Origin of the sequence: Gracilimonas halophila (assembly GCF_042684365.1) — a bacterium.
Classification (GTDB): Bacteria; Bacteroidota; Rhodothermia; order Balneolales; family Balneolaceae; genus Gracilimonas; species Gracilimonas halophila.
Genome location: NZ_JBHULI010000022.1, coordinates 153,713 through 167,536, shown reverse-complemented (window position 1 = coordinate 167,536; position 13,824 = coordinate 153,713). Strand labels below are relative to the sequence as shown.

Below are 13,824 nucleotides of genomic sequence, written 5' to 3'. Positions count from 1 at the left end.
GGACCAACTGAGTTCTGACTCCTGAATTCTGAGTTCTACTTAATTACCGTAAATATTCGTTCGAAACGGGGCACGAAGTTGTCGGTTGAGAACCAAACCAGTGATGCTTTTCCAATAACGTGATCTTCAGGTACAAAACCCCAGAAACGAGAATCCTGACTGTTATCACGGTTATCACCCATCCCGAAATAGTAATCCTGCTTAATGGTATAGGAATTTGTTTCCTCCCCGTTAATAAAGATGGCTCCACCTTCTCTTCGTAATTCATTGCGTTCGTAGCGTTCAATGATATCTTTGTAGATATACCAATTATCATTGGTTATCTCGATCTGCTGTCCCTCAAAAGGCACAACTATCTCAGGCATTTGATCGGAATTATTGAATGCTTTAGAGAAATCACCCTGACTTTGTACATAATTCCTGTCCACCACTCCCTCATCACTTATATTCAGATACATGGTATCCAACTCAGCCCAACCCTGAACCGTTTCAGCCACTTCATCCGACATATTCACAATATATGTATCCTGATTGTTATAGCCGATCAATTCTCCTCCAACCGATTCCATTTTTGCACTGCTTAAACGCACCCGATCAGACATTCTTAACACATAATGCTTTTGCAATCCTTCGTGGTCTTCTTCTGGCTCACCATTTATATACAGTGTTTTATCCTCGATAGAAATGGTATCTCCGGCTATGGCAACAGCCCGTTTTATATAATTTGTTTTTTGGGAGACCGGCTTCACTTCCCATGGTACATTGAAAACAAAAATATCGTTGCGTTCAATATCTCTAAATCCCGGTAAACGAGTTGAAGGAAGCTTAATTCCGGGAACACACCACCCTTGTAAAAATGGAACACATACTGCCATAGGCGTTCGGGGACCATATGTTACGTTAGATACGATAAGGAGGTCTCCGGTCATCAGGGTTTTCTCCATTGAAGGAGTAGGAATCTTGTATGAACCAAAGAGAAATGCCCGAAGCAATGCAGCGGCTATAAAAGCGAAAACAATAGCATCTACCCATTCACGAAGCCAGGATTTCGCTTTCTTATTTTCTTCTTCTTTTTTGTCCTTCTTTTTTTGCCAGTACGAGCTTATGCCCTGATCGTTTTGATCCTTTTTGTCTTCCAAGATGTGCTTATTTAATGTTTATGTGTGAGGGTTGCTTGATTTCCTCTTTTTTATATTCGCCCGATTCATAGGAAACTTTAAACCACTGCCCTCTTTCGGGAGAATAAAAATAGTCAACGTATTCTTTGGGAGATGCTTCCCTTAACTCTTTAGTTAAAGTACGTTTAACAGCGGGCATCAGATCAACATACCTGCTGGCTCCAACGTATACCAAGCCATTGTCGAAAGGGCCTTCAAGATCTAAAACCATCATAGGAATATAACCGTCAATGATAAACCAATATTCAAATTGAATGGACTTCCCATCCCGAAGATATCCGTCTTTTTCAATTATATCTTCTACTGTTTGAGTAGGGTCACCATAGGCACTCTGCAGAACCGCTCTGATCTCAATAGCCGGCATTCGATCCAATTCGTTAAAACGGAATCCCTGCCCGGTCCATTTTATATCGGAAAATTGTCGTTGGAAATCAGCCCGATCTTCGTTGCTTACTTTTTTTATCACGGGTTCCTCGAATTGTGCCTGTGCGGCAGTGGATATCATCACCATCATGATGAAAAAGAATAATATACGTTTCATTAATTTCTGCATAGGTTTTTTATCTGTCGTCTTCATCCATAGATAGTACGGCAAGGAATGCTTCTTGCGGAATTTCTACCGTTCCTACCTGTTTCATACGTTTTTTCCCTTCTTTTTGTTTTTCAAGCAGCTTTCGTTTTCGGGAGATATCACCGCCATAACATTTTGCTGTAACATCTTTACGCATAGCGCGCACCGTATCTCGTGCAATGATGCGGTTTCCAATAGATGCCTGTACTGCTACTTCAAACTGCTGCTGAGGAATAAGTTCCTTTAATTTTGCACAAACTTTTCTTCCCAGATAATACGCCTTGTCACGGTGGGTAATACTTGAAAGTGCATCAACCTGATCGCCATTAAGCAGAATATCCAAACGCACAAGATCACCTTTTCGGTATTCAATAAATTCGTAATCCAGGGAGGCATAACCTCTTGTTCCGGATTTTAGGCGATCATAGAAATCAAATACAACTTCCGCCATCGGTAGTTCATACGTAATTTCAACCCGATTATTTTGCATGAAAAGCTGATTTACATAAATACCCCGCCTTTCCTGGCATAATTTCATAACAGGGCCAATATAATCGGCCGGAGTAATGATACTCGCTTTGATGTAAGGCTCATAAATAGCCTCGATCTCCCCAACACCCGGCATCTGACTTGGGTTATCTACCTCAATTCTTTTGTTCTTCTCAACCAGCTCTACTTCATACTGAACGTTAGGTACCGTTGTTATAATATCGATATCAAATTCACGGTCGAGACGTTCCTGTACAATTTCCATATGAAGGAGACCAAGGAATCCTGCACGGAATCCAAAACCAAGAGCCTTGGATGTTTCCGGTTCGTAGGTTAGGGAAGCGTCATTCAGCTGAAGTTTTTCAAGGGCAGCACGGAGGTCTTCAAAATCATCGGAATCAGTTGGGAAGATCCCACTGAATACCATTGGTTTCACTTCCTTATAACCCGGGATCGGTTCTTTAGCCGGATTTTCTACTTTAGTTATCGTATCACCAACACGCACATCCTGCAGCGATTTTACACTACCGATCACATATCCCACTTCGCCTGCATGTAGTTCTTTAGTTGGCTCCTGTTTCATTTTCAGGTACCCGATCTCTTCAGCATTATACTCTTCATGGTTCGACATGAATTTGAAGAGATCTCCTTTTCGGAGCACTCCTTCCATTACCCTCACATAGGCAATCGAGCCTCTGTAAGTATTGAAAACAGAATCAAAAATTAGTGCACGCAGTGGTTTTTCATCTTCTCTTTTTGGGCCGGGTACTTTCTCTACAATTTCTTCCAGGAGCTTATCCACCCCTTCTCCGGTTTTACCGGAAACATGAAGAATATCTTCGTACTCACAACCGATCATATCTACGATCTGCTGACCAACCCCTTCAGGATCTGCCCCGGGAAGGTCGATCTTATTCAACACCGGGATGATCTCAAGATTCTGATCAATGGCCTGATATAGATTTGAAATAGTTTGAGCTTCAATGCCCTGGGCGGCATCCACAATTAAAAGAGCACCTTCACAAGCCTTCAACGCTCGAGATACTTCATAGGCAAAGTCAACGTGGCCGGGAGTGTCGATCAGGTTGAAAATGTAGTCCTCACCATTTGGTCTCTTGTAATCCATGCGGATAGCGTGACTCTTAATGGTAATTCCACGCTCACGTTCCAGATCCATGTCATCCAGCATTTGCTCTTTCATATCCCGTTCGCTAATCGCGCCGGTTAACTGAAGAAGTCGGTCTGCTAAGGTTGATTTCCCATGGTCAATATGGGCAATAATGCAAAAATTTCGAATGTTATTCATGGATTGAACAGGATATAGGTGCGTCTCACTTTAAGCACCAAAGATACAAAGAAGGTGGGAGCTGTTAAAACTCGTTATTCGGAAATTCTTTATTCGTTTATCGAATTATCTAACGGGTGATATCACCGTAAATTATTCACCAATATGCTTATGTGTACCCTTATTGTGGCGTTTCCGAAGCTTCTTGATAACTTTGTGCAGCGGGATCTCTTTTTCAGCAAGCAGCAACATCAGGTGGAAGATCAGATCAGCCGCCTCATTCACGGTCTCTTTATTTTTTGAATTTTTTGAGGCGATCACTGTTTCCACAGCTTCTTCCCCTACTTTCTGAGCGATCTTATCGATTCCTTTTTTAAACATGGAAGTAGTATAAGAACCGTCAGGCATCTCATCTTTTCGGTCGTAGATCAATTCTTCCAGTTCGATCAAAAATTCGTAATCCTTTTGAGTAATCGTTTTGATATCAGCCATGCTTAAATATGAATCCTGTTTAGGTTTTGCGGGTGCAAAGTTCTCCAATTTATCTCACCCAAACAACGTAATTTCTGAAAATTAACATTGGGGTTATGTGAAAGGCGAAAAGGCGAAAGTGAAAAGTACTTGCTACTTGTAACTTGTACCTCAATCCTCTTCGTAGCCTGTCATCTCAATAAACCCATTCCCTCTTATTTGCTGCTCATTCATTTCTCCTGAAATTCCCAGTGTGCCTTCAAAATACCTAACTGAAACATCCATCTCCTGATCGGGGAAAAGCGTAACCAGCTCTAACTCGAGATCAAATTTTGGGATCTTTATATTCCACTGCGAAGGATACACTGACCGACTGTGCGGACTTTCCCAGGTATCCAGCACGTCCAATTCTACATCTTCAGGATTTATGATAGTCTTATTTCCATCGGGGTCGATGAAAGATCCGGTCGTGAATTCACTGACCGAGCCGTCGGCATTTCTCAATTGATAGTACATCAGATCATAACCATTAGAAAGTTGAAGGGAAAACCAATCCCAGCCTTCCTGGCTTTCATCTAAAGCCGAAGTGCTCCATTCATGATCCATCCAGCTTGAGCCTGAAACCTGATATTCTTCTCCGTCTTTAGTGATAAATCCTTCGGTATTCATACGGGTGAAAGCCAAGTAGTAGGATGCATTACCTTCTTCTGCACCTTTTTTATCGTATCCTTCTTCTCCTTGCAGCACCAATGGTTTTGCCGGAGTGATAGTAAAATCTATTTTCGATCCTGTTCCCATTTCGGCAGTCACCCGAACCGTGAAATTTTTATCGTCAGCATTTTCTGTATCCACCCGCAGGATCTCCCAATCTTCCAGCCAAATCCGATAGGGTTCTACCTGAGCACCGGCCAATCCTGCTGCGCCGCGACTGTATCTTTCCTCAAAAACATGATCCTCATTCTCCACATCCGAAATGGCAAAATGTCCCAGATAAAGCTGATCAGTATTCCAGTCTTCACTGAAAGCTTCGTCACCACTTGTGGTATCCGGCGGACTCATCTGACTTCTGAAAATGGTGAATTGATACCCAAACTGACGTCCTTCTTCGGTAAATACATTTCCCGTATAGTACCACCACTCGGTTCTAAAGCCTGGATGCGGCCCGTGGTCATCAGGAAATATAAATTCTCGAGGACCTGTAGCTCTCAAATATCCTTCATCATCCCCTCCACCCATAGCTTCAGCAACAGATACAGAAGTACGGATCTCCTGATCTTGTTCCGGCCAAAACCATATAATTCCGGCTATCAAGGTTCCTACAAATACCAGCCAATAAATTTTTCTCATTGTTTTCATAGTATTATATAACTATTGATCATTCATTCCTTAATGCATCAGCAGGATTTGCTTTGGCCATTTTCCATGATGGATATAATCCTGCTAACAGTGCAGCTACAATCGCCAAAGTAACAGCCTGGATCAGGACCTCCGGAGATATCATAAACTGAAGTGTCCAGCCAAATGAGCGTAAATTGATGACATACACCAAAATATAGGCCATCAATATTCCGAGTGGAACGGAAAGAATTCCCGCCATCACTCCCATCACTCCGGTTTGTGTGATCACATAATTCCAGAGCTGCCCGGGAGTCATTCCATTAGCTCTTAATACCGCCAGTTCTCTTGAACGTTCAAGCTGGAGAGCCATCAATGCACTTAAAACACCGATAAAAGCCACCAGAATAGCCAGCATTCTCAGGACAACTGTTACCGTGAATGTTCGGTCAAAGATCTCTATTGATGCTTCCCTAAGTCCCTTATTGGATCGAATGAATACTTCCTGCAAGCCTTCCGATCGTTCACGGAGCCGTTCTACCAGATCATCAACCTCAACCCCATCTGCGGCATACAAAGCTAATCCTGAGATCGCCTCATCTTCAAAATATCGATCATAGATCTCCCGGTTGATCGTGATGGTCCCAATATCGGAAGCATAATCAAAGTTAATGGCCCTCACTTCAAAACCTTGCCTTCCCCTGTCAGTTTCCATGAATAGGGAATCTCCTAAGTTTACCTCATTTCTATAGGCATAGACTTCAGAAACCATAAGGATATCTTCTTCCGTGTAGTCCTGCCAAAAAACGGGATCTCCTTCTTTAAGCTGGTAGGTATTTCGGGCTGTTTCCCCCTGATCGATCGCTACCAGGTTATCAGTTCCATTGTTCGTCCGAACATCCACGCTTCGTACGGTGTGAGACTCTGCAACACCTTCGGTTTCCTTCAGAATATCAACGAGCATCGGAATAAGTTCGGAGTCTGCATTTCTTGAGACTGAACTTGGTGGTTGCACGTACACATCCGCCTGTAGCTGAGATTCCAGCCATGAAACCACTGTGGTCCGGAAACTGTCCACCATCACCCCAACGCCAACCGTTGCTGCTACTGCTACAACTAAAGCGGCAATGGCAACGGAAGTTCGGCTCAATTCTGTAACTACCCCCCGCACCGACATTTTACCTATCAATCCATTTAGTTTCCCCAAAACAGGCCGAAATATCTTGGCCATCCCAACGATCAAGAGTGGAATGATAAGCGAAAACCCAACGATCATAAATAAGAGTGACGAGTAACCGGCAGCAATTCCTCCATTAGGTATGAATAAAACCCCAACTCCGGCTAAGCCTCCCAATAGACCTATTCCTGCCAAAGACACCATTCGTTGAGATATCTTTGATTCATTCGATGAGCGTTTTAACACCGTGGATACTTCAGCCTGAGAGGCTTCCCGAGCCGGCCAGTAAGAAGCTATCAATGTGGCTCCCAACCCAAGCAAAACTCCCTTTAGAAGTGGGAATAAACCAATGGTCAGTTCCTGTACCGACAACACAAAATATAGATCATTGATCGACTGCGTAACTAAATTCACTAAAACCTGTGCAAGGAATATTCCTGAGATGATCCCGATTACAGTTCCAAGAAATCCGATCAATACGGCTTCTTTAAGTATAATAGTCAGGATCTCATTCTTGGTGACCCCCAACGCCCGAAGACGGCCAATGAGTGGCCTTCGCTGTACCACCGAAAAGGTCATGGTGTTGTAAATAAGAAACATCCCAACTAACAACGCGAGCATACTCAACGCCTGCAAGTTGAATTCAAAAGCCCTGGTCATCTGTTCGACGGTCTCAGTTCTGGAGTCTGAGCGAATGACATCAGCTCCATCCGGTAAGACGGTCTTAAGTTCAGGGATGATATTATCTTCATCATTTTGCGGAAGTATCAGGTCGATTCGGGATAATTGTCCCTGCATATCAAATAATCGTTGAGCGGTACTTACATCCACTACTAACAAACTTTCCAGTGCCTGCCGGCTGCGGTCGTCTTGTGCATCGATAAGCCCGATCAGTTGAATACTGAACGAACGTCCTCCAACTGAAATGGAAAGGGTATCTCCTATCGATGCTTCCAATTCATCTGCTACCGATTCGGCGATCAAACCTGTATTTTCACCACCCATGAATTCAGATAACTCTATTCCCGCCTCCTGACTTGCAAAATCCCTGAATGGAGCTTCTGCTATTGGGTCAACGCCCAATACCTGGAAGGTGCGCTTCACTCCTTGAATTCGTGCGTACCCTTCAACTACAGGTGCTGATTTCCGGATCTTTCCATCGATCCTTATGGTTCGATATACTTCTTCATCAAGATCCTCGGCGGCTCCCTGAATTTGATGTGTTGCTTTTCCGGTAACAGCTTCAGTGGATAAGGAAAAGGCTGTTTTGGCCGAGCTGTTGGAAAGATCTATGGACACCACCACAGAAACTCCCAGAGCCACTCCCAAAATTGATAAAGCAAAATGCCAGGGGTGCTGAAGCAGAAATCGTAAACTGGAAAGCCAAAGCAGGTCGGAGGAATGTTTAGTCATTATTGGATGGCTTCTTCTGTGATTGATATTTCACTTAACTTCCCACCACGGATCTCAAGCACGCGGTCAGCGATCTTGCAAATATCACGATCATGAGTAGCAAGGATGATTGTTCTTCCGTTCTTACGAACCAGATTCTTGAGGATATCCAGAATGGTTTTCCCGGTTTCATAATCAAGGTTTCCGGTAGGCTCATCGGCCAGGATCAACATGGGTTCGTGAGCCAGAGCCCGCGCGATAGCAACCCGTTGTTGTTCCCCTCCTGAAAGACGGTCGGGGTAACTGTCGCCCCTGTCACCAAGCCCTACTTCATCCAAAAACCTTTGTGCCTTACTAAGGGTTTCTTCGTCATTGGCCCCTTTTAGCTTTAACGGTAAAAGCACATTTTCATGAGCAGTAAGGGTTGAGATCAGGTTAAACGACTGAAACACAAATCCGATATTTTTTCGGCGAAAGAGGGTACGGTCTTTTTCATTGAGCTTGGCAAGATCGGTTCCACCGATCACTACCTCCCCGGAGTCCGGTTTATCAATTCCACTCACTAAATTCAGTAAGGTACTTTTTCCTGAACCGGATCGGCCTAAAAGTACGATCAGCTCCCCTTCTTTGACTGACAAGTCCATCTCATCTAAAACAGCCCGGGTTTTGACTCCCTCTTGGTAACTTTTAGTCAGCTTATTAAGCTTTATGTGTCCTTCTTTATCCATGTTATTTTTTTCGTTGATCAAATACTTCGACCAAACATAGGAAAGCTTTTATTTGTTCCTGATTTTAAATGAATAATGATTCTCTAATGGTTTACCCCTACCTTTGCAGCAAAAAAGAATATTATGCAAACAATTCCCGCTATTGATCTGCTGAATGGACAAGCTGTTCGCCTTCACAAAGGATCGTATGAAGAAGTTACTGTTTATGATAAATCCCCGTTAAATCAGGCTAAAAAATTCAAAGAAGCAGGATTTGATCATATTCATGTGGTTGACCTGAATGGTGCCAAAGAAGGAAAATTTGTGAACCTTCCCCAAATCAGAGAGATCATTTCGGAACTAGGAATTTCAGTTCAGACCGGCGGCGGGATCCGCAGTTTTGATAATGTGGAAATGCTGTTAGATGCCGGGCTTTCGAAAGTGATCTGCAGCTCTATGGCCATCAAAAATGAAAAAGACTGGTTGAAGTCTCTGGAACAATTTCCCGGGAGTATGATCCTGGGAATGGATCTAAAAGATGGTAAAATTGCTTACTCGGGATGGCTCGAAACAGCCGAAGAGTCCGTGGAATCCTTTTTGAGCCGGATGATCGATCACGGTTTACAGGAAGTTCTTTGTACCGATATCTCCAAAGACGGAACCCTTTCAGGGCCTAATTTTGAACTTTACAATTCTCTGAAAAAGGATTTTCCTGAGATCAGGATCATAGCTTCCGGAGGTGTTTCCTCACTGGAGGATCTACAGAAATTGAATAAGGCTCATATTGATGCCGTGGTTGTTGGGAAGGCTTACTATGAGAACAGAATATCACTCCTGGAAATGGTCACGTTCAATAAATGATAAAGTATCATTTAGGAAAACCCCTTTTCAATAATTTTCTATATTCCTTGTGAAGTTTTTTTTCATGGCGTTCCTTACTAAGCTGTGAAAGTGAATCTATAGAAGTATATGCTTACTAAACGAATTATTCCCTGCCTGGATATTAAGAACGGGCGCACCGTGAAAGGTATCAATTTTGAAGGACTCAGAGATGCCGGCGACCCGGTTGAGCTTGCCAAACGCTATAGCGAAGAAGGTGCCGATGAATTGGTGTTTCTGGATATCACCGCCACTCTGGAAAAGCGTAAAACACTGGTTGAACTCGTCAAGAGAATTGCTGCAGAGATCAATATCCCATTCACCGTAGGCGGTGGGATCAAGACCGTTGATGAAATTGAAGAATTGCTTAAATCCGGTGCTGATAAAGTTTCTTTGAACAGCAGCATCGTAAAAGACCCTGAGCTCATTAATAAGGCATCCGCTACATTCGGGGCACAGGCCATTGTAGCTGCTGTTGATGCCAAAAAGAACGGTAACTCATGGAATGTTTATGTCAAAGGCGGAACCGAAGATACCGGCCTGAATGCCCTGGAATGGATGCAGGAAGTGGAAGAAAGAGGCGCCGGAGAGATCCTTCTGACCAGCATGGACCGTGACGGAACCAAATCGGGCTTCGATATTGAACTACTGGAGAAGGTGAATAAACTTGTTCGCATACCGGTGATCGCAAGTGGCGGAGCAGGGACTATTCAGCATTGCATTGATGCCGTAAAATTAGCGAATGTCGATGCTGTACTCGCTGCCAGTATTTTTCACTTTAAAGAGATCGAGATCAAAGATCTGAAAGAGCAAATGCAGCGATCCGGTATCGAGATGCGTATTTAAGGTATCTAAATGCTTTATTATTCTACCAGATACACTTCGCTGGCAACTGCAAAACCCAATACCTGCTCTTCCCTCTCTTCGATCTGAATTTTAACCGGACCCTGAAATGGGGTCTTTTCAATCACTTCGATCTTTACTCCGGGTATCACCCCGATCTTTTCGAGATAGCGAAGTAATTCCGGGTCCTGATCTTTTACCCTTCCAATAATATAGGAAACACCTTCGTCTGCTTCTAAAATTGAAAGCTGGGCCATTTCCGGCATCACTCCGTCTTTTGTGGGAATAGGATCTCCATGAGGGTCGTGGGTAGGGTGATTCAATAATTCAGCTATACGGTCCTCAAACTGTTCTGAAATATGGTGTTCAAGATTTTCAGCCTCATCATGAACTTCATCCCAGGAATACCCCATCACATCCTTCAGATACAATTCCAACAATCTATGATGACGAAGAACTTCAAGTGCAATTTTACTTCCTGCAGGCGTAAGCTTAGCCCCTTTATAGGATTCATGTTCCAATAGCTGCATCTTAGCCAGTCGCTTCAACATGTTTGTAACTGATGCCGATGAAACATCGAGCGCTTTCGCAATATTTGTGGTACTTGCAGCTTCTCCTTCTGACTGCAACACATAAATCGCCTTTAAATAATCTTCTACCGACTGACTGAGACTCATATTAAATACTTTATTAGTTCAGCCAATAATACGAATTGCCTGTGAAGATATTAAGGGAATTCTTGCTGAAAACTTCTTTATGGGCATTGATACCTGGAAAGGCTATGGAAAACTTAAAAAGAGATAAGTTATAACGCAGAGCGTGTGGAACCTGAAGAATCATCAGACACATTACTGATTTACGGAAGCATCAGCTTTAATAATTACGAGCGTCATATCATCATGCTGTCTGGCCATCCCTTTAAACTCATTTACATCATCCACGATGATCTCCAGAATCTTTTCTGAGGATGCTTTTCGAACTCCTTTTACCAACCTCTCCAATCTATCTTCCCCATAGAAATGATTACCTGAATTCAACATTTCAGTAATACCATCTGTGTAAAGGATCACCACATCTCCTTCTTTTAGTTTTAAGCTGGCTTCCTGAGTACATTTCAGAAAATTATCCCCATTCGTCACACCTATTCCTACACCATCCGGTTTAAGCCATTCGGTATCTCCATTGTTCTTAACCACAAGCATAGGATTATGTCCGGCCCTCGCAAAGGTGAATTTGCGCTTATCGGCTTCCAGTATTCCATAGATCATAGAAATGAATGTTCCTCTTGTGGCATTTTCTTTGAACAATCTATTCAGTTGATTCAATAATTCTACCGGAGATAAGATCAGAGCACTTAAACTGTGAAGTACTCCTTTTGTGAATGTCATATAGAATGCGGCACGAATACCCTTCCCACTCACATCTCCAATGGCTATAGCTGTCCGCTGCTCTCCGAGTGAGATCATATCATAATAATCACCACCGGTTTCCTGGGCAGGAATACAAACACCGGCTATATCTATTCCGGGAAGATGGTGGATCTTGGACGGAAGAAAGGTTTGCTGTACCACTCGCGCAATGGAAAGTTCTTGCTTTAAACGCTGTTCTTTTGCCTGCTCTACAATGTAAGTTGGTACATATTCGGGAAGCTCTTTACGGTCGGTCCCCTTTATAATAAAATAAACTCCTAGTCCGGATAGCGTGAGAACTACCAGGACAAAAAGGTAAAAAGCATTAGCGTCAGGGGAACCCGCTATAACCCATCCTTTAGATGTTGAAAGAAGATTTAAAAAGATAAAAAAGCCAAATACAATGGTGAGAATATCGTATCGGATATAGAAATAGCCGAGAATAAGACCAAACACTACTCTCATGGCCCGGTCTATAAGATCCGGTTCAATAGAAAACGGAAGGAAATCTATCAATCCAAATAAAAATGCACTTAAAACCGGGATCACCCACTCTCTTTTTACTACACCTTTAACTTGATTACCAATTATGAGAAAGATCGGAACTACAATTACTAACACCATCATTGCAGTAACCATCAGGTTTGCAATAGAAGGAAGAAAATAATTATCTGATATTAAACCGGTATCTGCAGAAATGTATGAGCCCGGAATAAGTATTAAAAAGAGGCCAACTGAACCAGCTAAAAATCCCCCAAGGCTAATCGCATTAATAATTCCCCGGCCAACCGGTTTATTCACGAAGAGTCCGCGACGAACTAAATCCCATGTCTTCAATTTCTCGGGCCAATATTGTCGGGTTATGGAATCACTGACCGCTGTCATTACAAAAAATCCTACCGCACTGATCGCGCCCAGAACCGCGATCGCCATTAAACCATTTAAGATCTGATCGGTTCCGGTACTACCAAAGATGAAACCTAAGTCATAGATGAACTGGAGTACCCAAAATCCCGGGACAATAAAACCTGCCACTACGGCTATGATCATAGCTGGCTTAGTATCGATGGCACGAGCTTTTATCCGCAGATAAAACACAAATAGCAACCAAATGGCGAAAGTTAAAATGAGGAAAAGGGAAACACTTTCCAGGATATCTGTAAAGGTATTATCACCTGCAGAAAGAGCCGGGGAAATGGTAAAATCCAGAGATTTGATAGAACCTGCCGGCATCACATCCATGGTAATGTCTACCCTGATGTCGGAAAGAGAATCTTGTACATTAAAAAATGTACGTGCAAAACGAACTCCTCCTTCATCCATGATCCTGACAGAATCTTGAACCAGATCATAATTTCGCCATACAGTTCGGTTCAAATAAAATTCTGTTAGGTTCCAGATATTATCCATCGAGTAATAACGGGCTTCGTCTTCTCCTCTTAGTTCTCTAAGCCGATCTATAATTCTTCCTTCCTGCTCATTACTGCTTTGTGAACCGGATGTGAAATGCTGATAATCAGTTAAGCCGGTAATAAGTGAATCTTCTAACCCACGACTGTAATTTTCTACCTGGTCCTGGAAAACATGTCGCACCGCATACCTGTTAAAAGGCCGCTGACTCGCAATTAACTCAGTATTAACTGAGAAACTGACCACACGCCCATCGGGAGTTAATCCTACATTAGCTTCGATCTCAGTTTCTTCATTTTCTGTGTTGAATTCTGATACCTCCCACCTTATAAGTGGTAAATTATTTAGAAATTCAGAATCCACTACTTGTCGTTTAAACTCTGTGACTCCCCATTTTTTTTGCAGGGAATCAATTACACTCCCGGATACATCAAAATTTACCTGAGGGTGAAACTCAACCGGTTTAAACTGCCAGCTCTGGAATACGGAATCCGCTTTTTCAACGATCCGATCTTTTGGATGGGTGAGTTCTTCGATAGTTAGTGGATGCATTACCGAAAACGAATAGAAAAACCAGACTATTCCGGCAAGTCCGAATAGAAGTATTAATAAGTCCCTAAAGAGTTCTTTGCTCTTCTGCATGTTGTACTCTACGAAAAACTTGGATTAGGTTTCATG

The 13,824-nt window shown here is 42.9% G+C and carries 11 protein-coding genes; 2 read left to right on the top strand and 9 right to left on the bottom strand.

The features are described 5' to 3' along the window. Positions 1-35: 35 nt before the first annotated feature. From lepB to ACFSVN_RS05770, 7 genes are all read right to left on the bottom strand, one after another. On the bottom strand, positions 36-1,139 hold the full coding sequence (gene lepB / locus ACFSVN_RS05800) for a signal peptidase I (RefSeq protein ID WP_390299940.1): 1,104 nt from the start codon (positions 1,137-1,139) through the stop codon (positions 36-38). 7 nt (positions 1,140-1,146) lie between these two features. Then, positions 1,147-1,719, bottom strand: coding sequence for a hypothetical protein (locus tag ACFSVN_RS05795; protein ID WP_390299937.1), 573 nt, complete (start codon positions 1,717-1,719; stop codon positions 1,147-1,149). Positions 1,720-1,738: 19 nt separating this feature from the next. Then, entirely contained in the window at positions 1,739-3,544 is a 1,806-nt protein-coding gene (lepA, locus tag ACFSVN_RS05790; protein WP_390299934.1) for a translation elongation factor 4, read from the bottom strand. A gap of 132 nt (positions 3,545-3,676) precedes the next feature. Further along, on the bottom strand, positions 3,677-4,015 hold the full coding sequence (gene hisE / locus ACFSVN_RS05785; protein ID WP_390299931.1) for a phosphoribosyl-ATP diphosphatase: 339 nt from the start codon (positions 4,013-4,015) through the stop codon (positions 3,677-3,679). A 150-nt stretch (positions 4,016-4,165) separates the two neighbouring features. Next, complete coding sequence (locus ACFSVN_RS05780; RefSeq protein WP_390299928.1) at positions 4,166-5,341, bottom strand: lipocalin-like domain-containing protein; 1,176 nt, start codon at positions 5,339-5,341, stop codon at positions 4,166-4,168. Between the two features lie 28 nt (positions 5,342-5,369). Then, the gene (locus tag ACFSVN_RS05775) at positions 5,370-7,919 is read right to left on the bottom strand and encodes an FtsX-like permease family protein (protein ID WP_390299925.1); all 2,550 of its coding nucleotides are present in this window, start codon (positions 7,917-7,919) and stop codon (positions 5,370-5,372) included. Next, positions 7,919-8,626, bottom strand: a complete 708-nt coding sequence (locus ACFSVN_RS05770; RefSeq protein ID WP_390299922.1) for an ABC transporter ATP-binding protein — start codon at positions 8,624-8,626, stop codon at positions 7,919-7,921. The genes ACFSVN_RS05775 and ACFSVN_RS05770 overlap by 1 nt, the downstream gene beginning before the upstream one ends. Before the next feature lie 123 nt (positions 8,627-8,749). On the opposite strand from ACFSVN_RS05770, the gene hisA reads away from it, so the two are divergent. Next, positions 8,750-9,466 (top strand): 1-(5-phosphoribosyl)-5-[(5-phosphoribosylamino)methylideneamino]imidazole-4-carboxamide isomerase, encoded by a 717-nt coding sequence (gene hisA / locus ACFSVN_RS05765; protein ID WP_390299920.1) that lies wholly within the window; start codon positions 8,750-8,752, stop codon positions 9,464-9,466. Positions 9,467-9,574: 108 nt separating this feature from the next. Then, entirely contained in the window at positions 9,575-10,330 is a 756-nt protein-coding gene (gene hisF, locus ACFSVN_RS05760) for an imidazole glycerol phosphate synthase subunit HisF (protein ID WP_390299917.1), read from the top strand. A 17-nt stretch (positions 10,331-10,347) separates the two neighbouring features. Here hisF and ACFSVN_RS05755 read toward each other — a convergent pair whose 3' ends face one another. Then, positions 10,348-11,004, bottom strand: a complete 657-nt coding sequence (locus tag ACFSVN_RS05755) for a metal-dependent transcriptional regulator (protein WP_390299914.1) — start codon at positions 11,002-11,004, stop codon at positions 10,348-10,350. Positions 11,005-11,175: 171 nt separating this feature from the next. After that, complete coding sequence (locus tag ACFSVN_RS05750; protein ID WP_390299910.1) at positions 11,176-13,788, bottom strand: PP2C family protein-serine/threonine phosphatase; 2,613 nt, start codon at positions 13,786-13,788, stop codon at positions 11,176-11,178. Positions 13,789-13,824: the final 36 nt, after the last annotated feature.